Source organism: Tahibacter aquaticus (assembly GCF_004363655.1).
GTDB lineage: Bacteria > Pseudomonadota > Gammaproteobacteria > Xanthomonadales > Rhodanobacteraceae > Tahibacter > Tahibacter aquaticus.
In genome coordinates, this window is the sequence record NZ_SNZH01000002.1 from 110,499 (window position 1) to 135,020 (window position 24,522).

The following is a 24,522-nucleotide window of genomic DNA, read 5'->3' on the forward strand; positions in this document are numbered from 1 at the left end:
GCCCGGGGGCGGGCAACTAGGAGTGGGACTTATGCGGGCGTTGATGGTGGTGATGCTGGCGGCAGCAAGCATGGATGTGGCGGCGGCCGATCCCAGCGAAGCGAAGATCGATCAACTGATGAGCGCCGCGGCCAAGCCCGCGGCCGCCAGGCCGGCCGAGCCCAAGGCAGCCAAAGCCAAGGCGAACGAACCCGACAGCGCTACCAGCCTGGTCGGCCAGCGCGTCGCGGTGACCACGCGCAGCAACGGGCTTTATCTGGGCACGCTGACCTCGGTGACGCGTGATGCGCTGGTGCTCGCCATCGAACTGCCTTCGCGCAACCTCAGTTATTCCGTGCCGCGCAGCAGCGTGGCCAGCATCAGCCCGCGCTGAGGAATCTGCATGACTCTGCTTTTCATTGCCTACGGCCTGTCGTTCATCATCGGCATTCTGATGCTGGTGCGCGTGTTCAAGGCGAGCGTGCTCGACGGCGTGCTGACCTTCTTCATCCCGCTGTATTTCATCGTTCCGCTGATCAAGCACTGGAGCGATCCCGATCACGACATCAAATTCCATGTGCTGGCGCTGTTCGCCTGCGTGGGTATGGCGCTATGGGGCGCGACACGGATGACGCAGGAATTCGCCGGCGATCCCGGCGGTTTTCTGAGCAGCCATCTGGTCAGCGCCTCGGCGGAAGAGCGCCAGAAGTTCGTGCAGGACATGCGCGACGAAGGCATCGCCATCTCGGCCGAAGACGAGAAAGCCATTGTCAGCGGCAACAAGGACGAAGTGGCCAAGGCCTTCGGCCACGTGATGGAAACGGCTCACGCCAAGGGCCTGGGCGAGGAAGCGGTATCTGTGGGCGCGGCCACCTCCGGCGGTTCGCGCAAACGCGATGCGGAATTCGACAATCCGCGTCCGGTCGCCGTGCCGGACCGCCCGGTCGAGGTCATGAGCTATGCGGAAGCCGCGCGCCGCGCCGTGTTCAATCGCGGCCGCTGGACGCGCGAAGCGACCGGTTTCAGCGTCGACGTACCGGCGCGCTTCCGCCTGATCAGCCCTACCGATGCGCGCCGGCTGGAACAGGCCCGCGGCCGCGCCGAAGACAAGCGCCTGATGGGCTGGATTCTGCACGAGAACCTCAACCTGGCCGACCCGGACATCTGGCATGTGAGCATGCGCTGGCATAGCGACGGCTGGGTCAGCAGCATTGCGTTCGATCCGGCGCAGCAGCTGACCACGGCGCTGGCGAACAAGACACCGGCACCGCGCGTCGCGGTCAGCGCCGGCGACCTGGTCGGCTATGCCGCGGTACCCCAGCTCGAAGGCCAGGTGCTGAGCTGGACCGAGGAACGCGTGCTGACCAACTCCGATACCCACGTCGTCGACTGCCATGCCTTGCGCCTGGGCCTGCGCGGCATGCTGGAATTCAGCATCGTCGGCATGGAGCCTGGCTCGCTCGCCCTGTGCCAGACCACGGTGCGCCTGCTGGCGGACAAGTCTTCCTTCCTGCCCGGCAAGGAATACGTCGCCAGCGCGCCGGCCGGCGTCGCCGCCGCGCCGTATACCGTGGCTACCTTGCCGACGCACAGCTATTGAATTTGCTGAAACGTATAACTACGGAAAAAGCATAAAAAGCTACACAGGCTGGAGCAAGCCGCAGGCGCACCCCAACCTGGTTTTGCCTTTCGCAGTCGTTACGCGTTATAGCCCTTGTACAAGGTGCCATGCGCCTCGCGCGCCTCCGCGGCCGGACGCTGGGTGGTGTAGTAGTACAGGGCGATCGACTGGCGGTAGACGCCGTCAGGCGCAGCCCAGGGCCTGGGGTGGCCGTGGAAGGTGTCAGAGCGGGTAGTGAAGACCACGGCGCGGTTGAACAGCGGCGGCACGCTGCGCACGCGCTCGGTACCGCTGGTATTCCACAATTCCAGCTCGCCGCCGTAATCCGCCTGCCAGTGCGGGCTCAGGTAGATCAGCAGGTTCAGGCGCCGGTGCGCCTGCAGGCCTTCGTGCCAGTTGAAGTCCGCATGGATGCCCAGGTGATCGCCCTGGCGGCTCAGATGGATGCCGCCGCCGACCAGGCCCGGATCGGGCAACAGGTGCTCGATGCCGCTGAGGCGCTCCAGAAAACGGATGAACGGGCCGGAGTTGAGATCGTGGATGGCGCGGCGCAGGGCCGGCGGAAAACGCACTTCGTCGGAGGAACCCAGCTTGACCTCGTAGCCGACGGCGCCGAAACGATCCCAGGACAGGCGCTGCTCGGGCGTGGGGAATACGCTGGCGATCTCGCTGACGGCAGCCTCGCGCAGGAAGCCGTCGAATACCGCATGCGGGTAGGGATCGGCCTCGCGGAATGCGGCGGCGCCGGTTTCGGCCAGACGTGCCAAGCTGTCAAGATCGAAAACGTACGGCATAGAATAAGCAGGCACCGTGAAACGCCTGATCATAACAGGCGCTTACCCCCCAGCCGCAGGAAGGCGAATCGTGAGCAGCAAGCAACGCGTTGGCATCATCGGCGGGGTACGCATCCCGTTCTGCCGCAACAACACCGCCTATGCCGACGTCGGCAACCTGGGCATGTCGATCAAGACCCTGGGCTCGCTGGTGGAGAAATACGGCCTGCACGGCGTGGAACTGGGCGAAGTCGCGATGGGCGCGGTGATCCATCACTCCTCCGACTGGAATCTCGCGCGCGAAGCCGCGCTGTCCTCGGGGCTGGCGCCAACCACGCCGGGCATCACCATGGCCAGGGCCTGCGGCACCTCGCTGGATACGGCCATACATATCGGCAACAAGATCGCCGTCGGCCAGATCGAGGCCGGCATCGCCGGCGGTTCCGACACGACCAGCGACGTACCCATCGTCTACGGCCGCAAATTGCAGCAGCGCCTGCTCGCCACGGTGCGGGCCAAGACGCCGCTGGACAAGCTCAAGACCTTCCTGCGCGGTTTCAGCCTGGGCGAACTCAAGCCGCACTTCCCCGGCGTGGCCGAGCCGCGCACGGGCAAGTCCATGGGCGATCACTGCGAGCAGATGGCCAAGGAATGGAAGATCTCGCGCCAGGACCAGGACAAGCTCGCCTGGGACAGCCACCAGAAGGGCGCGGCGGCCTATCAGAACGGCTTTTTCAAGGATCTGGTCGTGCCGTTCCGCGGTGTCGAGCGCGACAACATCCTGCGCCCCGACACCTCGCTGGAAAAGCTCGCCACGCTCAAGCCCGCCTTCGACAAGACCTCGGGCCAGGGCACCCTGACCGCAGGCAATTCCACGCCGCTGACCGACGGCGCCTCGGCCGTGCTGCTGGGCAGCGAGGCCTGGGCCGCGGCCCGCGGCCTGAAGATCCAGGCCTTCCTGACCCATGCCAAGGTCGCCGCGGTCGACTTTGTCCACGGCGAAGGGCTGCTGATGGCGCCGACCATCGCTGTGGCGCAGATGCTCAAGGACGCCAACCTGACCCTGCAGGATTTCGATTTCTACGAGATCCACGAAGCCTTCGCCGCGCAGGTGTTGTGCACCTTGCGCGCCTGGGAAAATGCGGATTACTGCAAGAATCGCCTTGGCCTGGATGCGCCGCTGGGCAGCATCGATCCGGCCCGCATGAACGTGAACGGTTCGTCGCTCGCCCTGGGCCACCCGTTCGCCGCCACCGGTGCGCGCATCGTCGCGACCCTGGCCAAGCTGCTGGAGGAAAAGGGCTCGGGCCGCGGCCTGATCTCGATCTGCACCGCCGGCGGCATGGGCGTCACCGCCATCCTGGAACGTCCCTGAGCAGCCTGCGCGCCGCGGGCTGCGGCGCGCTGCTGTTCGGATCGTGTTGCACACGCGTTTTGAAACGGTAAAGTCGATCGTAGCGTGCCGCATCGGGCGCGCTCGCCATTGGGGATATTCATGCAGAACACCAAACACGCCTTGGTGCTGACCGGCATCGTACTGCCCGGTCATGCCGCGGAATCGGTCTGGCCGGCCCTGGCCAGCTATTTCCGCATGGAACCGGACAAGGTCAGCGCCCAGCTGGTGCCGCGCGCGCCGGTGACGCTCAAGGAAAGCGATGACCTGGGCAAGCTGCAAGGCTTGCAGGACGGCCTGCGCAGCATCGGCGCCGACAGCGAGATCCACCTGCTGGACGAGCGCGGCAGCCTGTTTGCGGTGGTCGGCGGCAAGCCGCGCGGACCGGTGCCGCATGCGTTCATCGAGGGCAAGGTGGCCGTCGGCGACTGGTCCGGCAATGTGGAGGTGGCCAAGGTCGGCGACAACAACTGGGGACCGTTCAGCCGCTTGAACGGCGGTTCGCCTCCCCCGCCGCCGCCGCCGATGGCGCAGCCATCGATGCCGCCACCGGCACCGCGCGCCGTGGAAGCGGCCGCGCCGCCGAGCTTCGCCGTCGCACCGGTCGCCGCTGCGCGAGCTGCCGCACCGCCGCCATCGCTGCCGGCAGCCGACCCCTACGCCTCGCCGTATGCGGCGCCCGAAGCGCCGCTGGAACGCCACAGCATGATGCTCGACGCCGGCCCGCTGCCGGCGGGCGAGGCGATCCATGCCGGCTTCTGGCGCCGCGCCGCGGCCTATATCCTCGACTACCTGATCCTGCTGATTCCGATCATCGTGCTCAACATCATTCCCTTCCTGGGCGTGATCCTGGTCATCGTCGGACGCTGGCTCTACTACGCCCTGATGGAAAGCGGTCCGGCCCAGGCCACGCTGGGCAAGCAGGCCTTCGGCCTCAAGGTGACCGACGACCAGGGCAACCCGATCAGCTTCGGCCGGGCCAGTGGTCGCTTCTTCGCCGGTGCGGTGTCGTACATCATCCTGTGGATCGGCTATTTCATGGCCGGCTTCACCGAACGCAAGCAGGCCTTGCACGACATGATTGCCACCACCTGCGTGGTGTTCAACACGGTCGAACCCGGCGAGTCGCACGACGCCGAACGGCCGCCCATGCCCTGGTACGGCTGGGTGCTGAATATCGGCGCCATTTCCCTGTCGGTGCTGGCGGTATTCGCCTGGATCTTCGCCTTCGCTGCGCTGTACAAGAACGGCAACTTCAACTGATAAGCCCGGCGCCCGGCCTGCACCAGCAGTCCGGGCGCCGCTGTTCGATGCTGTCGCCGGCGGTCGCGCCGCCAGCGGCAATCCGTCTGCGCCGCCATGCTGGTCCGCGGCCGCTTGCTGCACCACGCGAACCTTGCCGCCTTCCCAGCCCCAGGCCCAGGCCGTCGCCAGCCCGGTCACTGCGTCGTCGCGCAGCTTGGCCCCGATCGCATGCAGATCGCGCCTGTCCTTGTCCGTCGGTGCGAGCCCGGCCAGCATGCCGTCCAGCTCAGCCAATGCCTGCTCGCGCAGGCGGCGGCGGTCTGCGCATACGCCAGGTTCAGCCGATACGGCAAAGCCATCGGGTGCGGGCTGTCGTCTGTGGCCTGAGCCAGTTGCACGGTACGCTGCATTATCGGCACGGCCTTGGCCGGCTGGCCTGCTGTGCGATAGGTGTCCGCCCGTGCCCGCAGCACGAAGGCGATCTGGTAGGCGCCGTGACCGAGGATCTGCTGCATATGCTCCAGCGCTTCGAGATGGACGCGCTCGGCCTGCGCATGGTGCTGCCGTTCGCTCAAGGCGCTGCCCCATTCGCCCTGCGCGCACCAGGTCAACCAATCGCTTTCGCCGCTGCTGGCGCGGCGCAGGCGCAGGGCCTCGCGTAGCGCTGCCTCGGCCTCGACGTCGCCGCACCGCGGAACTGCTCTGGCGCGGCATAGGCAAAGGTAAAAGCCGGCTGCTCGGTGGGCTGGTCGCTGTCATTGCCGGCCAGCAGCTTGCCGACGCCGAAATCCAGCAGGCGCTGCAGCAGGTTTTGCAGAGTCGTCGCCTTCTCCATCTCCGCCGCCGATGGCCGTCACCATCTTGTTAAGCACGCGGGAGAGCTTGATCCGGACACCATCCGGCGTTTCGCCAAGCTCGGCGCCAATTTCCACGAAGCTCATGCCGAATTCGAAGCGCATCACCACCAGCGCCTGATGTTGCGGCGGCAGGCCGGCCAGCGCTTGTTCGTAGGCGAACAGATTGTCGCGGCCGACGATGCGCTCCAGCGCCGAGCCCTGGTCGACCAGTTCGTTCTGTGCGTCTTCGACCGCCACGGCAATGCCAGCACGAGCCTCGGTGCCCAGGGTACAGCGCACGGTATTCGGTATTGATGAGGATCTGCCACAGATAGGTTAAGGATGCGCCGGGGTGCACCGATTCGAATTCGTCTAGCCGGCCCAGCGCTGGAACAGGGGCAACACCCGGCGCACGAGTTCTTCGCATGCGGCGCTGTCGCCATCGTGGATGCGCGACAGCAGCAGTTGAGTGGAATGTACGGGCGGCGTCGCAACGACGATGGTGCCCGGCGATACGTCGTTCATGGCTTGCTCTTCGTTTGCAGCGGCCTGCGGCCCGGGCAGCGCGGTCGGGCCCTGACTCCGTGCCGATGGACGCAACGATGACTGCTGCGCCACTACGGAAACGTGCGGCACTTCCGACAGCGAACTTCTTCGCGTTTTTTGCGGCGGTGCAAGTTGGCAGGCGTACTCGTACGTATGCCGATTCCCGCAAAAAAGCGGCGTGTAGAGCGAACTGAGCCAGTATCGCCGCCAGCTTTTGCCGCTCTCCCGCGGTTGGTCCGAGACAGGCCCATCACCCTGCGTCTGCGAGCGGATTTTTTCGTTGGCTTCGATGGCGCGGCGGTATAGATAAAGTACTATTTGCCATTTAAAATCATAGTGGAAATATATAGTCAGACGCCGGCTGGCGCAAACGACAGCGGCGATGCCGCCGGCAGCTCCGCCACGCATACCCAACAAAAAACCCCCGGAAGGATTCCGGGGGTTTTTTGGATTCGCCGGACAGCACTCCGGGCAAACAAATACTGTAACGGTGTACTAGCGCACCACTCAGCCGAACTTGAACAGCGCCGGTTTCCACGAACCGCCCGAACCGCTGTAGGAATCGCGGCGGCGGCGACGCATGCGGTCCTGCAGTTCTTCGCGGCGGCCTTCCAGCCATTGCGCACGCTGTACTTCGTGGCTGGCCGGGTCTACACCGAGGCGACCGGCTTCGGCATTGCGGAAATCGCAGAAGTCGTCGTAGGCGTCGAGTTCATGCTTGAGCTCGCGTACGCACAGCTCGATCATGATGGCATCGTCGAGGAAACCCAGCACCGGCACGGTGTCGGGAATGACGTCCTTGGGATCGGCGAAATAGGTCAGGGCCGACAGGACGCGCACCTTGTCCTCGTCCGGCAGGGCCCAGCCGGCGTCGTGGACCATGGCGATCATGGCGTCGAGCTTGGCCAGGCGTTCGGCGATGAAGTGCGGCACCTGCACGTTGGCGGAGTCCGCCAGCAGCTTGCGCGCGGCATCGGTGACCTGCTGGGCGCTGAGGTGCTTGGTCTCCTCCTGCGCCTTCTTCATGCCGTCGATGAAATGCTGCAGATCGGCGTCGCCGAGTTCGATGGTAATGGTCAGAGACATGGCTGGTCTTCAGGCTGCGGAGACCTCGCAGACTAGCCAGTGCAGGGGTTTGGCGTCAATTGAACAGTTGGCGGATTCGCGCGGTTCGGCAGAGGGCCGCAGTACCCGCCGCAGACGTCTACAGGATGCCGACCAGACCGGCGCCGAAGGCCGTCACGATGCGCGTATAGATGCTTTTCAGCGGCAGGTCGACGCCGGGGAAATCGCCGACGGGCTCATAGCAGTCGTAGAAGCCGGGATCGCTCGGACGCAGCGGCGCGCAGCCCGGTTTCAGCTCGAAGCTGGTGGCGTAGCGGAACGGCCAGAAATCGAACAGGGGCAGGGCGGCGGAAAAATCGTTCATGGCGTTGTTGAGCCGCTCCAGCAGCAGCGGCCGCGGCCGTCGCGCAATCACCCACGCATTCTGCGGTTCGGTGTCGCGCAGGATGGATTTGCGCAGGGCGGCGGCGAAAGGTACGTCGTGGATGATGAATCCCGATTCGGTGTTGTAGTTGTCCGAACGCGGGTCGAAATTGTGCGAGCCGATCAGGCTTATGCGTTCGTCGATGACGATGGATTTGGCGTGCATGCCCAGGCGCGGGCCGGTTGTCTGCTCCACGGGTGCCGGCATGTCCAGCTGTTCCGCGCCGGTGTCCACGGTCTGCTCGCCCTGCTGCTTCAGCGCCGTGAGTTCGGCATAGCCGGGAATCAGCAGTGCCGCGTCGGCGGGAAACGGCTTGAATTCGTGGATCTCGAAACCGAGGTGCTTGATGTAGCGTTTTTTATATTTGTGCGAAAGCGCATAGACGTAGAACGCATCGGTCGCGGCCAGCGAATTGGTCGAGACGATGACGCGCAGCTCAGGCTTGCGTTCGCGCAGTTCACGGAAAACACGCCGCGCCGGCCGGCTGATGACGAGGTAGGGTGTCTGCAGCACGATCTCGTGTTCGGCGCCTTCGAGCAGGGTGATGATGCGCCGGGTCAGCGCCTTGTCCGCCTTGTTTTCCGGTTCCAGCGGCTTGTTCGGCGAATCGGAGAAGTAGTCCACGTCGGCGACGCGGAAGCTGGGCGCGACAAATGTGCTGGCGACCCAGTTCCAGTCGTCGGCCTGACGCGAGATCGCTTCCACGCGCAGCGGCCGCACCCACGGCGGCATGTCCCAGGGCGGCGGCGGATCGCGTTCGGTCTGCAGCAGACGGCGGTTGACGTCCTTGAGCTGGGTCATGCCGCGCGTGCGCTGGTGCTTCCAGAACTGTTCGAACGAGGCCTGCATCTGCGCGCCGGCACGCACGCCGGTGACCAGCACGTCGCGGTCGCGGTAGTCGAACTCCGGATCCCAGTCGAAATAGCGGTCTTCGTAGTTGCGTCCGCCGGCGACGCCGGTTTCGCCGTCGATCAGCAACAGCTTGTTGTGCATGCGCTGGTTGAACTTGAAAAAACAGCAGACGATGCTGGCAGCAAATTCCAGCGGCTGCGTGGTGCCATCGTCGAAGGTAGGGTTGTACAGGCGCAGTTCGAAATTCGCATGCGCCCGCGCCAGCCGCGCGAGCAGGCTGTAGTCGCCGAGGGAAAACATCTGGTCGGCAATGACACGCACCTTCACGCCGCGCCGTGCAGCCTTGATCAGCTCGTCCAGGAACAGGTAGCCGGAGTCGTCGGCGGCGAAGATGAAGGTCTGTACTTCGATGCTTTTGCGCGCGCTGCGCACCAGGTGCAGGCGCAGGGCCAGCGAATCGGCGCCGTGGTCGAGCAGGGTGACGAAGTGCAGCGGCGTGGCCGAGGCAGCACTTTCGCGGTACAGCTCGTGGTAGGGCGAATAGGTGGCGCAGTGGTCGGCGCGCGCGCAACTGATCTCATGGTCGCGCAGCTGTTCGATCACCGCATCGGCCTTGCGCACGCGCTCGCGCGACAGGGTGCAGCCGCCGAGCAGCAGGCTCGCTCCCAGCAGCGCCAGAAGCAGGGGCAGGAATCCTTTCCGCATGATCAATTCAATCCGTTGCTGCTTGGGTTGCCGACACGCTCAGGTGCAGGCGTACCTTGTCTGCCAGGGTGGCGCGGCGTGTGCGCATGCCGAATTCGCTGCGCTGCAGGCTGCCGTCGGCGACGACCGGACAGCTCAGCGCGGCCTGGCCGGGACATTCCGAGGGCCGTAGCGCAAAGCGCATGGGCTGGGTGCTGCCGCGCAGGGTCAGGCTGCCGACGATGTCGCCGCCCAGGTCCAGCGTAGCCAGGGGAAACGGTTCGGATTCGAACACGATCTGCGGGTAGCGCGCCGCATCGAAGAACTCGGCCGACTTGACCCAGGCCTCGTAGCTGTCGCGGCGCATGCTCACGTCGGCCACGCCGATGCGCGCCCATACCTTGACGCTGCGTGCTTCGCGATCGATCTCGACTTCGCCGCTGACATCGCCGAAACGTCCGCCGACATCGAACATCCACATGGCGCGGATCTCGAATTCGGCGCTGGAGCGCCGTGGGTCCAGGGCGACGCGCTCGGCCGCGACGGCGGACGCGGCCACTCCCCACAGCAGGGCGCCCATGCAGGCGCCAAGGCGCAGTGCCGGCATGGGCGTGGATGGCTTAAGGCGACCAGAAGGCTTTGAGGCTGCCGGCGCCCGGCTCTATATCGCCGGCGATTTCCAGCCAGGCGATACCCGAGGGCGGCATGCCGCGGAATTCACCGGACTGGCCGGTGGCGAGCAGCGCCACCAGGGTCTCGATGCCGGGGTTGTGGCCGACCAGCAGTACCTGGCCGGCGTCCTTGTGCTGGTCGAGCAGGCCCATCAGGTCGCCGGCCGTGGCTTCGTAGATGCTCGGCTCGTAGCGCGTATCGGAGTACTCCAGCCGGGCGAGCACGCGCTCCAGGGTTTGCCGCGTGCGCGCCGAGGGCGAACACAGCACCCGTTGCGGACGCGCTCCGCTGGACCTCAGCCAGGCTGCGGCGGCTTCGGCTTCCGCCTCGCCGGTAAGGCTGAGCGTGCGCTCGGCGTCGGCCTGTTCGGGCGCGGCGTTGCTAGCGTGCGCGTGTCGCAGCAGGATCAGTTCATGCATGGCTTGGCTTCCTCGCCTGTCGTGAGGCTCTTATGTTGCACCATGGCCGCGGCGCTGTGGCGACCATCATTCGCGTTCGAACACATAGCCGGAGTAATGCAGCCGGGTCCGGCCGTCGGCGCGTTCCAGCCGCAGCCGCTCGCCGACGATAGAGCCGATGCCCGGCACGCGCAGCGCGTCGTCCCCTTCCGGCTGCAGCGGCACCCGCGTCCTGAGCAGCGGAATGTCCAGCGGATAGCTGGCGCTGAGCACGCCGTCGTCGAGTTCCAGCTGCAGCCGGGCGATGCCAAGCTCGGTGGTCAGGCTGTCGGGATTGAGCAGGCGGTAGCTGCCGGCCAGCGCCTGCACTGCCGCCGGCAGTGGCGGCGGCTGCCAGGCGCTGCCGATCAGGTAACTGCGCCGCGCCGCCCAGACGATCAGCACGCGCTGCTGCGCCACCACGGCCGGTGCCACCAGTACGCGGCGCAGCGGCCCCAGGTCCAGCGGTACGCCGAGCAGGCGCAGATGCAGGCGGAACCAGCCGTCGTCGCGCCGCTCGGCGCTGAAGCGCAGGCCGAGTACGCGCACATCGAAGTCGTCGCCATCGGGGGTCAGCGCGACCAGGCCGGCCGCGCTGGAGTAATAGCGCGCCGCGCTGTCAGGCCTGGCCGCCGCCGGCCACTCGGCCCGGACAGGCAGGCCGGCCTTGGCTTCGCGCGGGGCAATGGCGTGGGCGGCTTGCAGCCAGGCATCGAGCAGGGCGTCGATGGTTTCGTCGACCGCATCGCCGGCGTCGGCGCCATTGGCCAGCACGATGACAGCGGTGCGCTGGTCCAGCGCGATGTCGATGCGGCCGCGTGCGCCGGGATACAGCGAGCTCAGACGCGCAAGCGTACCGACCTGTGGCCGTCGATCGGCGAACAGCGAAAACGCCAGGCCATTGCGGTAGTCCAGGTCCAGCAGACTGTCGCGGTTGTACGGCTGCAGCAGCGATGACAGATCCAGCTGCGGCACCGGCGCAGTGAGCTGTTCGGCCAGGCGGGCCAGGTCAGCAATGCTGCCGCGCAGGCCCAGGGCGGCCTGTTCCCGCGCCAGTACGGGCGGTGCTATCGGCTTGCCCTTGCGGTGGCCTTGCGCATCGTCCTCGCGGGGGGCGAAGCCGGTCTGGACCAGGCCCAGCGGTGTCAGAACCTGGTCCTGCAGCAGCTGGGCATAGCTGGCGGCACCCGCCGCGGCGAGCGCCTGGGCGGCCAGCTCCAGGCCGATATTGGAATAGGCATAGACGCTGCCGGGCGGCTGGGCGAAATACAGCGCCTGGGGCGGCAGCGAGGCAACCCCGGCGGCCGTGCCGGCTTCGTAGTACATGCCGGCAAGCTGGTTGGCAGGCAGGCCAGCGTGGTGGGTCAGCAGCCGGGTCAGGTTGACGGCGGCGGTATCGCCGCCGGCGATGCGCAGGTCCGGCAGGTAGCGCGTCAGCGGCACTGCCAGGTCGACCTTGCCGGCAGCGGCCAGGCGCGCAGCCAGGGCGGCGACGAAGATCTTGCTGAGATCGCCAAGGTTGTGGCGCGAGTCGTTGCGCAGCGGCCTGCGCAGGTTGCGATCCGCATAGCCGAAGCTTTCTACCCAGCGCGCCCGGCCGTCGACGACCAGGGCGATAGACAGTCCCGGCACTTTGCGCGAGCCGGCCAGGCTTTGAAATTCCGGCCGCAATTTCTGCTGCACCTGAAGCAGCGGTTCATCCGCCCAGGCCAGGGCGGGCAGCAGACACAGCAATAGCAGGCAATAGCGATACCAGGACATGGCCGCAGTGTGACCGGTCGGCGTAACGATTTTGCGAAGACGCAGTGTAGAGACTACGCAGCGACGCCGCTCACGCGCTCAGGGGCGCTGCTTCTTCAGCCATTTGAACAACGGCTTCCAGTCGTCCTGGTGCGAACGCACGCTTTCGGAGTGATAGTCGAACAGGCTTTTGCCCAACCCGGTCGCCACGACGTAGCCCTGGGTATCGCGCAGCTGGGCCACCAGCGGCAGGGCGAATTGCTGCATTTCTTCCAGCGCCAGCTGGCTGGCATGGGTCCATGGCCGCAGGCGGTTGCCGACCACGCCAGCAGCCACCTTGCCGCGCTTGACGCGGCTCAGGCCAGCGACCTGCTCGACGAACGGCCTGACCGCTTCCAGATCGAACGGCGAGGGCAGCACCGGCACGATCACGGCGTCGACGAAGTTCAGCAGTTCCTCGACTTCCTCGGCGGTGATGCCGGCAGCCGTATCGATGACGACGCGATCGACCCCATCGGGCAGGCGTTCGCGCCAGTTGCGCTTGGTACCGTCGATAGGCAATACGGCGCTGGCCAGGCCGGCGCGGCGTTCGCACCAGTGCCGGCTGGAACCCAGGCGGTCGGCATCGACCAGCACGGTGTTCTTGCCGTCGACGGCGTAATGCGCCGCCAGGTGCGTCGCCAGCGTGGTCTTGCCGCTACCGCCTTTGCAACTTGCCAACAGGACTTTCAGCATCGAAGCGTCCTCGCAGGGGCTGAACGCCCTGCAGGGTACACCGTGTGCACAAGGCTGCACATTGATGACGGTCGAAGTTCGCTACGAGTGCGGCAGCCGCGGCGGTGGTGCGGGGGACCCCGCCGCCCGGGCCTTGCGGCATCGGCAAGCGCCGGGGCGGCCGCCCGCGGCCTGACTCAGTCCGGTTCGGATTCGGTTGCCGGGCCGTCGTCCTCGTTTGTCTCGTCGTCGTCGGTATCCTCCAGCGTCTGATCGGATTCCGCTGCGTCGAACGCCTCGGCAAACTCGGCCGGCATCTGCCACATGGCCGGTGGCGTCAACGGCAGGCCCAATGCCCTGACTACGGCGCGGGCGGCCTGTACTTCATCGCCAGTGCGCAGCCATTCGTCGCGTACGATGGCGTTGAGCTGTGTCTGGTCAGGGGAGCGTCCCATTGCCCAGGCAAGGTAGGCCATCTCGCGCCTGGATTCATCGGCGTTCGGGTCGACTTCGCCGAGTTTGCGCAGCAGGCTACGGCCCTGCTCGCGCAGGCCAAAACTCTTGCCATGTGCGCTCAGTTGGCGCCCGATGTCGGCACAGATGGAAAAACGGCGTGGCTCTACCGCCGGCTTCTGGGCGCGGTCGCAGACCGTCTCCAGCAGATACAGCGACGGCGCCGTCGAGTGCGCCATCATCATCGCCATGCTGACATTCGCATCCAGACCACCCACGGTTTCCCCGTCGCTCCGCGACGCGACCATCTGCGGATTCTGCTCATACAGCGTGACCAGCAGCTGGGCATGCTCGTTTGCATGGTCGTCGAAGCGCGTCGCCGCGGCCATGCGCGACAGGGCGGAATCGACGCCCAGCGCATCCTTGTCCTGGTAGGCCTGACGCAGTACGGGCAGCCAGGCGATGCCGTTGTCGCCTTCCAGGCGCAGCACGTTGTCCATGTTCGCCGGTAGCTGCGCTGGCGCCGAACATCCGCTGCCGCCGCTGGTCCGGGCCGTCATCCCCACCCATTGCACGATCACGTCGTCGGGCGCCGCCGCGACGGCATTGCGCAGCAGTTCGGCACGGGCGGCATGGCTGCTGAGCGGGTCGTTCTCGTCCAGCGGCCACAGTTGCGAGGCAAGCATCCAGTCACGCGGTGCACTGCTTTCGCGCAGCTTGAGGTAAACGGGCAGTACGGCCTCGCGCATGCTGGCCAGATGGCGCTGGTAGGCGGCCTTCGCTTCCTGCTCGGCGTGCGCGGTTTCCGCTGCGGAGGCTTCCGGCGGCGACGGCACTGCGGCAAGCGACGCCTGCGCGAGCAGGGCCAGGGACAGACAGACGGCAATTCGCGTGAACATGATTGGCACTCTCCGCGGGAATCGAGAAGCAGCGGCCATGCCGGCATCCTTGCCCGGCTGAGGCGAGCAGCGGCGGACTCCTGTTCTCCGCTGCATGGCCCTGCGTCGAATACCCCTACCGCAATACCGCGCCGAAGATGATCAGTAGCCCGCCGCCTGTCCGTCCTTGCGTCCTTCCGACGCACCGATCCAGACCTTGTTCTGCGCATCCCAGGCTATTGCCTGGTAGCCGCCGTAGGGGCCGTCGGCGTAGGTGACCTTGTGGCCTTTCTGCATCAGGCCGCGCACGGTTTCCCAGCTGTAGCCGGTTTCCAGGTTGATCTCGCCGCCGTCGCTCATGGCCGTGGCCTGGCCGGTGGGTTCGGTAGAACCGTCGTGCTGGATGCGTGGCGCATCGCCGGCTTCCTGCAGGTTCATGCCGAAATCGATCAGGTTCATGACGATCTGTACGTGGCCCTGGGGCTGCATCGCGCCGCCCATCACGCCGAAGCTGAGCCAGGGCTTGCCGCCCTTGGTGACGAAGGCCGGGATGATGGTGTGGAACGGACGCTTGCCCGGTGCATAGGAATTGGCATGGCCGGGCTTGAGCACGAACATCTCGCCGCGGTCCTGCAGGATGAAGCCCAGATCCGCCGGCGCCATGCCCGAGCCCATGCCGCGGTAGTTGGACTGGATCAGCGACACCATGTTGCCGTCCTTGTCCGCGGTGGTGAGGTAGATGGTGTCGCCATCGTTGAGCGGCGGATGGCCGGCATCTACCGACCTGGCTGCCGTGGCACCGATCAGCTGGCGCCGCTGTGCCGCATAGTCCTTGGACACCAGCCCCTTCAGCGGCAGCTTGGCCATGGCCGGGTCGGCGAAGTACTGCGCGCGGTCGGCGAAGGCAAGCTTCTTCGCTTCTGTGAACAGGTGAACATGTTCAATACTGCCGAATTCTATTTTCCTGAAATCGTAGTTTTCAAGAATGTTCAGCATGGTCAGCGCAGCCACGCCCTGGCCGTTCGGCGGCAGTTCCCACACATCGTAGCCGCGGTAGTTGGTCGACAGCGGCTCGACCCATTCGCCGCGGTGGGCGGCAAGGTCCTCGGCGCTGAGAAAACCCTGGTTGGCCTTCATATAGGCACCGATAGCCGTCGCAATGCGGCCTTTGTAGAACGCGTCGCGGCCGCCCTTGGCGATGCTTTCCAGGGTGTTGGCCAGGTTCGGATTGCGCCAGCGCTCGCCCTTGTCCGGCGCCTTGCCGTCGCGGGTGAACTGTTCCTTGAAGCCCGGATACTGCGACAGGCGCGGCACCGAGCGCTGCCAGTAGTAGGCAATCAGTTCGCTGACCGGAAACCCGTCGCGCGCGTAGGCGATGGTCGGCGCGAGCAGCTCTTTCATCGGCAGGTGGCCGAATTTGTCGTGCAGGGCGAACCAGGCGTCGACGCAGCCCGGCACGGATACCGGCAGGGGGCCGGTCGGCGGGATGTCCTTGAGCCCTTGCTGCTGGAAATAGTCCAGCGTGAGCGAGGCGGGCGAACGGCCGGAACCGTTGTAGCCGTAGAGCTTCTGCGTCTTGGCATCCCAGACGATGGCGAACAGGTCGCCGCCGATGCCGCTGCCGGTCGGTTCCATCAGGCCCAGCGCCGCGTTCGCGGCGATGGCCGCATCCAGTGCGCTACCGCCCTTTTGCAGGATATCCACGCCGATCTGCGTGGCCAGCGGTTGCGAGGTGGCCACCATGCCGTGCGGCGCGATGACTTCGGAGCGGGTGGCGAAGGCTTTGCCGGTGACGCGGTCGGCCGCCCCGGCGGCCAGCGGCAACAGCAGAAGGACAGCAACGGTCAGGCGCGACATGCGGCGTACTCCCGGAATGGAAGCGCCGAGCATAAGCGCAGCGGGCGCGCCGTCCATGTGTCGGACGGCGCGCCCCGGCTCATTCGCCGGCCGGCGGCGGCGGCGCGACGACGCCTCCCGACGGCAAGGGAATCGTGCCTGTGTCCGCAACCACGCCGAACTGTTCGACGTATACGGCACCACGCCCGTCGGCGCGCTCCACGTCGATGGCCAGCAGCAACTGGTCGCCACCGGCACCGAGCAATTCGATACGGCCGCCCGCATGCGTCGGCAGGCTGTCGACCGTACGCCGCGACATCACGCGTCCGCGTGCATCGAACGTCAGCACCTGCACCGGTCCGCGCCCGTCGGCCTGGGGCAGCTTGTACGCCACCGCGCCGGCACCTTCAGGGATGGCGCCCCAGGCCAGATCAAGGTCGGCCAGATCGGCCAGTTCCGGGTACTCGACCCAGTCGCCGTGCTTCGCGCCGAACTGCAGCAGGCCGAGATTGCGGCGCTCCTGGTCGATGGTCGGGATCAGCGTGACACCGGCGGAACGGACGGACGGCTGCAGCCGGAAATTTGCCGGCATGGGCAAGACGCCGTTCTCGCCGTTGATGCCGACCACACGCACGCTGCGGTCACCGCTCAGGCTATCGGCCTGCTCGACCAGAAAGCGGCCTGCACCGATGGCATGGGCAGCGACGACGGGATCGTCATTGCCGGCATACGGCCAGCTGCTGCGCGTGCTCAGGGTGTCGCCGCTGACGGCATCGACATACTTGAGCGTAATGCGTCCGCCGCCCTGCGCCGCCGATGCTTCGCAGCGCGTGACGACGGCGACATAGGGAACCGGTTCGACGACAAAGTCGGCGGCGAGCACCTTGACCGGCAGGAAATCGTTGGCCGGGCAGCCGCCGATCAGGCGCGACCAGCGGAAGAAACTTGCGCCGCCGAGCAGGCTTACGCGCGGCTTGCCGGCAATCGCCGCATCTTCGTACACCACGACGGCACCGTCGTTGCCATCGCTGACCAGCAGGTTGAGCGCGACGCCAAGGCCGAAGCTGATGGAGCGGTCGTGGACGGCCTCGCCCGGGTCGTAGAAGAAAACCAGCGGCTGCGTGCCGTATTCGTACCAGCTCAGGCGATAGCCGCTGCGCGCGTCGACCGCACGCGCCACGCCGACGGCAGCAAGCGGCACCAGGGTCGACAGGCCAGGCAGCGGATTGCCGTAGCCATCGAGGGTGTAGAGCCGGCCCGTGCGGGCACCGTTGCCGGCGACCTGGGCGGTCTGAACGTGGATCTGGCCCTCGTGGTCGACGGCCAGCGCCTGGCGCGTGGCCAAGGCAACGGATTGGGCAGGCAGATCGCCCAGCAGCTGGCTCCAGCTTTGCGCCTGGGCCAGTGGGGCGAGCGGTAGCAGCAACAGCAATGCCGCTGCCGTAGCAAAAGCCTTCATGGAATTCCTCTCCTTGTTCAGTGATGGAGAATGCAGCATGAAACTGGCTTGTGGCGCGCAAGAGCCGGTGCGGAGGCGGTCTGCCGCTGGCTGCGGCAGAGCGCCGGACCTTGCGGAGCTACGGATTGGCCGCGGAGAAGCGCAGCAGCTGGATGCCTTCGCGACCGTCCTCGTGCTGGCGATCAATCGCCAGCACGATGTCACCGCTGGCGCCTGCGGGACGCAGCTGCGCACGTGCATCGGCCGGTACGCGATCGATGAGGCGCTGGGACAGCAGGGCAGTGTCCTGACCGTAGGCCGCGATGGTGATGCTGTCGTCGGCCGGTGCCAGGTTGCGGTAAACCAGGACGCGGTTGCCGAAGGCGTCGCTGCTCCATTGCGCGTCCTGGGCGGAAATCTGCGCCAGACCCGGATGGAAACGCAGGTCCGTCAGTTGCGCGGGCGGCGACGGCAAGCCGTCGCCCCGCCGGACGCTGGCGACGATCTGGTCGGGCGATCCCGGCCAGGGCGGTGCGCTGACCAGCGCGCCTCGCTCGACCGCGTCGACCTGCAGCGGCGCGCCGCTCCACCAGGGCAAGGGCTGCACGCCATGCTGCGCGTCGGCTACGAGCAGCTGGCGCTCGCCTCCGGCAACGCCTACCGCCTGTTCGAGCAGCCAGGCACCGCCGCCGAGCCGGTGCCAGGCGACGATGTCTGCCTGCGACACGCCGGAATTGAAGTCCCAGTAGCCGCTACTTGTGCCATCCAGATCGAAGCGCTGTACGAAATGCAGGTCGGGATTGCCGAAACCGGTGTCGCAGCGGCCGAGCAGATGCACGGCGGAAGCACTGGGGTTGTGCGCATCCAGCGCGAAATCGATGCGCTCGCGCGTCAGTTCCAGCTCGCCCGGCGCGCAATGGCCGATGGGCTGTTCCCACTGCGGCCAGTTCGAACCACCGGCGTAGCGCGCCAGGGTGTAGTGCGGCAACGGGCCAGAAGGGCCGAACTCGCCACGCCGGCGCACCACCAGTACACCGCCGCTGCCATCGCCGGCGACATCGATGACCTCGTCGCCGCCGAGGCGTTGCAGGCGCAGTTCCGTGCCGTAATGGCTGCCCTGCGGAAAAGCCCAGATCAGGTCGAACGGCTGCGCCGCTGGTCCGGTTTCGTACCAGGCCACGCGCTCGCCGCGAAACGCGTGGAAGCCGCGTGAGACGAAGCTGCTGTCGGTCCAGCCGGAACGGCCGACCAGTCCCCACATATAGGCATGGCCGCCCTGGTCGTTCAGCGCGTACAGATGGCTGAATTCGGTACCGGAAACCTCGCGCCAGTCCATGCCCTGGACAAATACGGCGCCTGCGTCGTCGAGCGCCAGGCCATGTTCCGGCGCCAATGTGCTGCGAAATACCGGACTGGCGTTGATGAAACTGCTCCAGGACTGCGCCTGGGCCGTAGCTGCCATTGCCCAGGCGAGCGTGGTGAACAAGCATTGCTTGACCATGTGTTTCCTCCGTTGAAATTCCCTGCCCCGATCCACTGATGCTGCGACGCGATTGCCGCGCCGCACGGACGTTGCCAGTGTCGCCGCCGCCTGTTGCAGGGCTTGCGACAGCAGATCAGGGATCAATCGGAACAGGGCGCCCGGCAGGATCGGGCCGGCGCAAAGGGAGGCTTGGCCGCTAGCCGATTTCCTCGACTGCCGTGCGCTTGGCCCGACGGATCAGCCAGGCCACGCCGCGCAGGTCGGCAATGCCGACAAGTGCGCGATTGAGATTATTGTATTTCGATACACCGGTACTGCGCGCGCGATGATTCACCGGCACGCTCACCGTCTTCCAGCCCGAGCGCTGCATCAGCGCCGGCAGGTAGCGGTGCATGTGGTTGAAATAGGGCAGGTCGAGGAAAGCCTCGCGGTCGAACAGCTTGATGCCGCAGCCCGTATCCGGCGTGGAGTCGCGCAGCATGCGCGAGCGGATCGCATTGGCGATGCGGGAAGCCCAGCGCTTGCTGCCGGTGTCCTGGCGGTGGACGCGCCAGCCGGCGTAGAGCTTCACCTCGGCCGGTCCACCGTCGCGCGCGGCGATCAGCTTGGGAATGTCGGCCGGATCGTTCTGGCCGTCGCCGTCGAGGGTGGCGATCCAGGTGCCGCGGGCGGCCTTGACACCGCTGCGCACGGCCGTACTTTGTCCACTTTGCGAAATGTGCTTGATCACCCGCAGCTCGGGCACCTGTGCCTTCAGCCCCTGCAACACAGCCAGTGTGTCGTCCTTGCTGCAATCGTCGACATAGACGATCTCGAAATCCTGCCGGCCGCGCAGGGCGGCGACGATTTCGTCGATCAGCGGTTTGACATTGTCGCGCTCGTTGAACACAGGCACGACCACGGAAAGCTGGGGCATCGCAGGAATCCGGCACGGACAGGCCGCGCATTATCGCCGCAGCGACGCCCAGGCCCAAACGCGCGTTTGGTCGCAGTGGCGCAACGCCGCCGGGGCGCCGTCAGAGCGCCCCGGCGGCAATGTCGCCGCGGCCTTCCAGTGTCAGCCGCCAGCGCGCTTCCAGCGCGTCGAAATGGCGCGTATCAGCGGCGACCAGGGCCAGCGTGCCTTTTGCCATCGGCACGGCCCGCACGTGCATGGTGCCGCTGGCGAAATTGCCCCGTTCGGTCTCGTGGCCCGGCAGGTAGAACACGGTCACCGGCCCTTCTGGTTCCGGCATGACCATGTGAACCGAGGCCAGCATGCCTACGGGACAGGGTTGGGCGTAGCTGATGCCTTCAGGCAACGGGCCAATCAGCGGCACGCCGCGCTGGGCGAAGCGCTGCTCGACTTCCTGCGCGGGCAGGGCGGTATGGGTGAGCAGCGATTCCGGTTCGTGGCCCAGATGGGCGATCAGCTGCTGCGGCAGCGGTTCAAACACGCGCAGCTGAAACACGCTCAGGCCCACTACCGCAACCAGCACGGCGGCGACGGCCAGCCAGCGCAGCTGGCGCCGGCGGCGGCCGTTGCTGCCACGCTCGGCCGTGGTCTGTACCAGCAGGATACGTTCGGCCAGGCCATCGGGCACGGCTACGTTGAGGGCACGCTTGAGCGCCAGCTCGAAGCCCAGCGCCTGGGCATGATGGCTGGAGCAGCCGTTGCAGCCACGCCGGTGCGCCTGCATTTCCGCGCTTTCGCGGCGCGGATCGCTGCCGAGCAGGCGGCGGTATTCAAGGCAGTTCATGCGCGGGCCTCGCTGCGGTCGCCACTGAGCATGGCCTTGAGCTTCTGCCGGGCGCGGAACAATTGGGTCATGACGGCCGCGGCACCAAGGTCCAGCTCGCGCGCAATCTCCTCGCAGGAGAAACCGCCCAGCACCTGCAACAGCAGCGGCTCGCGGTATTTGGGTTCCAGCTGCAGCATGGCCGCGCGGACGATGGAGTCCTCGCCCAGTTGCTCGGGGCTGAGCGAATCGCGGTCGTCCAGGTCCAGTTCGCTGATGTCGGTGGTGTCGAAGCTCTTGCGCTCGTACAGGCGGGCGTGTTCGCGCCGCAGGATAGTGATCAGCCAGGCCTTGGCTGCATCGGTTTCGCGCAGGGCATCGAGCGAGCGCCAGGCGCGCAGGAATGCTTCCTGGGTCAGGTCCTGCGCCAGGGCCGGATCGCCGCAGAGCCAATAGGCATAGCGGTAGAGGTCGCCGTTATGGGCGCGGACCAGGGCATCGAATTGGCGTTGTCGGCTACTCACGCGCATACAGACCCTCGTCGGGGCGGATCGCTTTCACCGGGGCGGGATATTTTCGCCGGCGCGGGCAGCGCCGGTCCGGCACCTGCCGTCTATTTGATACGCGCCAGGATACCGTCCAGCTCTTCCAGGCTGTGGTAGCGGATGGTCAGTTTGCCGCGGCCGTTGCGGCTATGGGTGATGGCGACGCGGGCACCGATGCGCTCGGACAGGTCGCGCTCCAGCGATTCCACGTTCGGATCACGCGGCGGCAGGGCCGGCTTTGCGGCCAGCGCCTTGGGTTCGCTCTGGGCGGCACGCGCCGCCTCTTCCAGCTCGCGTACCGACCAGCCGTGCTCGGCAGCCTGGCGCGCCAGGCCGATCGCCAGCGATTCGGGCAGGGTGAGCAGAGCGCGGGCATGGCCCATGTCCAGGCGCTTGTGTTCCAGCAGCTGCTTGATTTCGGCCGGCAGCTCCATCAGTCGCAACAGGTTCGAGACGGCGGCGCGGGAGCGGCCGACCGCATCGGCCACCTGCTGATGGGTAAGGTCGAATTCGTCGATCAGGCGCTTGAGCGCCTGGGACTCTTCCAGCGGCGTGAGTTCCTCGCGCTGGATGTTCTCGATCAGGGCAATGGCGACCACGGCACGGTCGTCGACATCGCGTACCAGGGCCGGAATTTCCGCCAGGCCGGCCAGCTGGGTGGCGCGCCAGCGGCGTTCGCCGGCAATCAGCTCGTAACGGTCGCCGGAGGCCCGCACCACGATGGGTTCGATCACGCCCTGGGCACGGATCGAGGCCGCCAGTTCTTCCAGGCGTTCCGGGTCCATGGCCTGGCGGGGCTGGTATTTGCCCGGAAAGATCTTGCCGACCGGAATCTGGTGCAGCGCGTTATGCAGTTCGGCCGCTTCCGCGGTTTCCGGTTCCAGGCTGCCCAGCAGTGCATCCAGGCCACGCCCCAGTCCCCGTTTCTTTGCTGCCGACATGGTGAATCCTCAGTGATGCTGTGCAGCGGCCGCCGCAGCGGCCCCGCGTTCCAACCGCAGCATCTCGCCGGCCAGGCCCAGATAGGCAATGGCGCCGCGCGACTCGCGGTCGTACAGGTTGATCGGTTTGCCGTGGCTGGGCGCCTCGGCCAGGCGGATATTGCGCGGAATGATCGAGCGCAGCACCTTGTCGCCGAAATGTTTGGTGAGCTGGGCCGACACTTCGTTGGCCAGGTTGTTGCGCACGTCGTACATGGTGCGCAACAGGCCGTCGATTTCCAGACGCGGGTTGAGGCGGCGGCGTACCGCTTCGATGGTTTCGCGCAGGCTGGCCAGGCCCTCCAGCGCGAAATACTCGCACTGCACCGGAATCAGCACGCCATGCGCGGCGCTGAGCGCGTTGATGGTGAGCAGGTGCAGGGTAGGCGGGCAGTCGATGAGAATGGTGTGATAGGCGTCGCCGAGCTTGGCCAGCTGTTCCTTGAGCCGGCTTTCGCGCGCCAGCGCATCCATCAGCTTGAGTTCGGCCGCGGTAAGGTCGGAACTGCCGGGCAACAGGTCGAAACCGGCCTCGGTGGTGATGATGGCGCGCTCGATCGGCACCTCGTCCAGCAGCACCTCATAGCCGTTCGGTTTGGCCGAACGCTTGTCGACACCCGAGGCCATGGTGGCATTGCCTTGCGGATCGAGGTCGACCAGCAGGATCTTGCGCCGGGTCTCGGCCAGGGCGGCGGCGAGATTGACCGCGGTAGTCGTCTTGCCGACTCCGCCCTTCTGATTGGTGATGGCAATGATGCGCGTCATGGGGAGAACCGGTTGATCAAGCCTTGCGTATAACAATGAGATGGCGTTCGCCGACGGTGCGGGGCACGGCCAGCGCCAGCGTCTGTTCGATGCGGAAACCCGCCGGCAATGCGGCGATTTCCTCGTCTTGCAGCTTGCCTTTCATCGCCAGCCAGCTGCCGCCGTCGGCCAGCAGACCACCGGCCCAGTTCAACATGTCCGCCAGCGTGGCGAAAGCGCGGGCGGTGATGCAATCGAATTGTCCCGGCACATCCTGCACGCGGCCTTCGAACACCCGCACATTCGCCAGCTTCAGCGAACGCACGGCTTCGCGCAGGAAGCGTGCTTTCTTGCCGTTGGAATCGACCAGGGTGAACTGGCGTTCCGGCTGCAACAGCGCCAGCGGAATGCCGGGCAGACCGGCGCCGGTACCCAGGTCCGCCAGACTGGCGCCGCTGACATGGGCGGCAATGGCGAGCGAATCGAGCAGATGCCGCGCCACCATTTCGCCAGGGTCGCGCACTGCCGTCAGGTTGTAGGCCGAGTTCCAGCGTGCCAGCAGCTCGACATAGTCGATCAGTCGGCCACGCACGCTGTCGGGCAGGTCCAGCCCCAGGGCTGCCAGGCCCTCGTCAAGGCGATGCAGTAGCCGATCCCGTTCCGCCATCGCCGGGCCGTCCATGTCGAAAAGGCCGGCAAGTATCCGGGCCACGCTGAGTAAAATCCAGTCAAGACATGAAAAGACCCGCCGGGGCGGGTCTTTTCGCTTGCCCTGTCAGGCTGGGGAGGAGATTCAGGCGAGACTGACCTGAACCCGGGTGACGACGATGCCCAGCTCGCGCAGGCTTTCGTTGAGGACGCTCTTGAGGCGGCTATTGCGCTGGTCGCCCACTTCTTCGGCAGGATTGTCGATGGCGCGGGTGGCGTTCAGAGCGCGGGCGCGGATCAGTTCGTCGGCCCGGTCGATCAGCGCATCGGCGCGGGCAGCATCGATTACTTGCCAGAAGATCTTGCCGCTGAGGCGGGCACTGCCGGTGGCGAGCGGAAACAGTTCGTCCAGCGGCAACACGTGGCCCGTAAGTGAAATGCGATGGACTACGCGTTCGAGCAGCGGCCAGACCCAATGCGTACCGGACTGAAGCGTGCGCGCCTGCCCGTTGAACCGGCGCAAGGTGTAGACCGTGCCTTCAGGAATGCGCTTGACCGACAGAAAAGCAAATACGACGGTTGCGCAAAGAATCAGTAGTAGTATGTTTTGTGACATAAAAAACACCTCTTTTTCAAGAGGTTAAGAGATATTCCTAAGTCCCCGACCAGATACGTCATCCAGTCTGATGATAAATTGCGACTTAATTATTCCTTAACGCGATAAAACTGTCGCTGAACAGGATCGCGGAAGTCACGGACCTGGATCACAGTTTGTAGATCAGCCACTGTCGTGCCTGCGGCATGACCCAGGTATGACG

At 66.1% G+C, this 24,522-nt stretch carries 25 protein-coding genes and 1 pseudogene; 5 read left to right on the plus strand and 21 right to left on the minus strand.

What is annotated here, in order from left to right; genetic code table 11:
- Nucleotides 1-31: 31 nt before the first annotated feature.
- The gene (locus DFR29_RS03330; protein ID WP_133817148.1) at nucleotides 32-373 is read left to right on the plus strand and encodes a hypothetical protein; all 342 of its coding nucleotides are present in this window, start codon (nucleotides 32-34) and stop codon (nucleotides 371-373) included.
- Nucleotides 374-382: 9 nt separating this feature from the next.
- Entirely contained in the window at nucleotides 383-1,579 is a 1,197-nt protein-coding gene (locus tag DFR29_RS03335; protein WP_133817149.1) for a DUF2167 domain-containing protein, read from the plus strand.
- A 98-nt stretch (nucleotides 1,580-1,677) separates the two neighbouring features.
- On the opposite strand, the gene DFR29_RS03340 is transcribed toward DFR29_RS03335, so the two are convergent.
- Nucleotides 1,678-2,367, minus strand: coding sequence for a 2OG-Fe(II) oxygenase (locus tag DFR29_RS03340; protein WP_166653847.1), 690 nt, complete (start codon nucleotides 2,365-2,367; stop codon nucleotides 1,678-1,680).
- A 97-nt stretch (nucleotides 2,368-2,464) separates the two neighbouring features.
- Here DFR29_RS03340 and DFR29_RS03345 point away from each other — a divergent pair, with 97 nt between their 5' ends.
- Both DFR29_RS03345 and DFR29_RS29605 read left to right on the plus strand, forming a co-directional pair.
- Entirely contained in the window at nucleotides 2,465-3,748 is a 1,284-nt protein-coding gene (locus tag DFR29_RS03345; RefSeq protein WP_208113499.1) for an acetyl-CoA C-acetyltransferase, read from the plus strand.
- A gap of 120 nt (nucleotides 3,749-3,868) precedes the next feature.
- Nucleotides 3,869-5,029: an RDD family protein gene (locus tag DFR29_RS29605; protein ID WP_208113500.1), complete on the plus strand. Its 1,161-nt coding sequence runs from the start codon at nucleotides 3,869-3,871 to the stop codon at nucleotides 5,027-5,029.
- 176 nt (nucleotides 5,030-5,205) lie between these two features.
- Here DFR29_RS29605 and DFR29_RS03355 read toward each other — a convergent pair whose 3' ends face one another.
- On the minus strand, nucleotides 5,206-5,586 hold the full coding sequence (locus DFR29_RS03355; protein WP_243745961.1) for a tetratricopeptide repeat protein: 381 nt from the start codon (nucleotides 5,584-5,586) through the stop codon (nucleotides 5,206-5,208).
- Here DFR29_RS03355 and DFR29_RS29905 point away from each other — a divergent pair.
- Nucleotides 5,506-5,673: a hypothetical protein gene (locus DFR29_RS29905; RefSeq protein ID WP_243745970.1), complete on the plus strand. Its 168-nt coding sequence runs from the start codon at nucleotides 5,506-5,508 to the stop codon at nucleotides 5,671-5,673. The genes DFR29_RS03355 and DFR29_RS29905 overlap by 81 nt on opposite strands.
- 93 nt (nucleotides 5,674-5,766) lie before the next feature.
- Here the strand turns inward: DFR29_RS29905 and DFR29_RS03360 are convergent, their stop codons facing one another.
- The 19 genes and pseudogenes from DFR29_RS03360 to DFR29_RS03445 all read right to left on the minus strand — a co-directional run bounded on the left by DFR29_RS03360 (nucleotide 5,767) and on the right by DFR29_RS03445 (nucleotide 24,320).
- A complete protein-coding gene (locus DFR29_RS03360; protein ID WP_166653849.1) occupies nucleotides 5,767-6,105 on the minus strand; it encodes a sigma-70 family RNA polymerase sigma factor in 339 nt (112 codons plus the stop codon).
- Between the two features lie 114 nt (nucleotides 6,106-6,219).
- Entirely contained in the window at nucleotides 6,220-6,807 is a 588-nt protein-coding gene (locus tag DFR29_RS28970; protein WP_166653850.1) for a hypothetical protein, read from the minus strand.
- A gap of 93 nt (nucleotides 6,808-6,900) precedes the next feature.
- Nucleotides 6,901-7,479: a YkvA family protein gene (locus DFR29_RS03365; protein WP_133817153.1), complete on the minus strand. Its 579-nt coding sequence runs from the start codon at nucleotides 7,477-7,479 to the stop codon at nucleotides 6,901-6,903.
- 118 nt (nucleotides 7,480-7,597) lie between these two features.
- Entirely contained in the window at nucleotides 7,598-9,439 is a 1,842-nt protein-coding gene (locus DFR29_RS03370) for a phospholipase D-like domain-containing protein (protein ID WP_133817154.1), read from the minus strand.
- A 7-nt stretch (nucleotides 9,440-9,446) separates the two neighbouring features.
- Nucleotides 9,447-9,998: a YceI family protein gene (locus DFR29_RS03375; RefSeq protein WP_166653851.1), complete on the minus strand. Its 552-nt coding sequence runs from the start codon at nucleotides 9,996-9,998 to the stop codon at nucleotides 9,447-9,449.
- Between the two features lie 40 nt (nucleotides 9,999-10,038).
- On the minus strand, nucleotides 10,039-10,509 hold the full coding sequence (locus DFR29_RS03380) for a SixA phosphatase family protein (RefSeq protein WP_133817156.1): 471 nt from the start codon (nucleotides 10,507-10,509) through the stop codon (nucleotides 10,039-10,041).
- 66 nt (nucleotides 10,510-10,575) lie between these two features.
- On the minus strand, nucleotides 10,576-12,288 hold the full coding sequence (locus tag DFR29_RS03385; protein ID WP_133817157.1) for a serine hydrolase domain-containing protein: 1,713 nt from the start codon (nucleotides 12,286-12,288) through the stop codon (nucleotides 10,576-10,578).
- Between the two features lie 78 nt (nucleotides 12,289-12,366).
- On the minus strand, nucleotides 12,367-13,002 hold the full coding sequence (locus DFR29_RS03390; protein ID WP_133817158.1) for a ParA family protein: 636 nt from the start codon (nucleotides 13,000-13,002) through the stop codon (nucleotides 12,367-12,369).
- A 176-nt stretch (nucleotides 13,003-13,178) separates the two neighbouring features.
- Nucleotides 13,179-14,333: a hypothetical protein gene (locus DFR29_RS03395; protein WP_133817159.1), complete on the minus strand. Its 1,155-nt coding sequence runs from the start codon at nucleotides 14,331-14,333 to the stop codon at nucleotides 13,179-13,181.
- 141 nt (nucleotides 14,334-14,474) lie between these two features.
- Nucleotides 14,475-16,169, minus strand: a complete 1,695-nt coding sequence (ggt, locus tag DFR29_RS03400) for a gamma-glutamyltransferase (RefSeq protein ID WP_425598818.1) — start codon at nucleotides 16,167-16,169, stop codon at nucleotides 14,475-14,477.
- Nucleotides 16,170-16,248: 79 nt separating this feature from the next.
- Entirely contained in the window at nucleotides 16,249-17,607 is a 1,359-nt protein-coding gene (locus DFR29_RS03405) for a hypothetical protein (protein WP_133817161.1), read from the minus strand.
- Nucleotides 17,608-17,725: 118 nt separating this feature from the next.
- On the minus strand, nucleotides 17,726-19,087 hold the full coding sequence (locus tag DFR29_RS03410; protein ID WP_133817162.1) for a hypothetical protein: 1,362 nt from the start codon (nucleotides 19,085-19,087) through the stop codon (nucleotides 17,726-17,728).
- Nucleotides 19,088-19,265: 178 nt separating this feature from the next.
- Complete coding sequence (locus DFR29_RS03415; protein WP_133817163.1) at nucleotides 19,266-19,985, minus strand: glycosyltransferase family 2 protein; 720 nt, start codon at nucleotides 19,983-19,985, stop codon at nucleotides 19,266-19,268.
- Between the two features lie 100 nt (nucleotides 19,986-20,085).
- On the minus strand, nucleotides 20,086-20,808 hold the full coding sequence (locus DFR29_RS03420; protein WP_133817164.1) for a DUF3379 family protein: 723 nt from the start codon (nucleotides 20,806-20,808) through the stop codon (nucleotides 20,086-20,088).
- Nucleotides 20,805-21,323, minus strand: a pseudogene (locus DFR29_RS03425) (sigma-70 family RNA polymerase sigma factor); the annotation flags it as partial. The pseudogene DFR29_RS03425 and the gene DFR29_RS03420, both read right to left, overlap by 4 nt.
- A 77-nt stretch (nucleotides 21,324-21,400) precedes the next feature.
- Nucleotides 21,401-22,273, minus strand: coding sequence for a ParB/RepB/Spo0J family partition protein (locus tag DFR29_RS03430; RefSeq protein ID WP_133817166.1), 873 nt, complete (start codon nucleotides 22,271-22,273; stop codon nucleotides 21,401-21,403).
- A gap of 9 nt (nucleotides 22,274-22,282) precedes the next feature.
- On the minus strand, nucleotides 22,283-23,077 hold the full coding sequence (locus DFR29_RS03435) for a ParA family protein (RefSeq protein ID WP_133817167.1): 795 nt from the start codon (nucleotides 23,075-23,077) through the stop codon (nucleotides 22,283-22,285).
- Between the two features lie 16 nt (nucleotides 23,078-23,093).
- Complete coding sequence (gene rsmG / locus DFR29_RS03440; protein WP_133817595.1) at nucleotides 23,094-23,723, minus strand: 16S rRNA (guanine(527)-N(7))-methyltransferase RsmG; 630 nt, start codon at nucleotides 23,721-23,723, stop codon at nucleotides 23,094-23,096.
- Nucleotides 23,724-23,849: 126 nt separating this feature from the next.
- Nucleotides 23,850-24,320, minus strand: a complete 471-nt coding sequence (locus DFR29_RS03445) for an SPFH domain-containing protein (RefSeq protein WP_133817168.1) — start codon at nucleotides 24,318-24,320, stop codon at nucleotides 23,850-23,852.
- Nucleotides 24,321-24,522 lie beyond the last annotated feature (202 nt).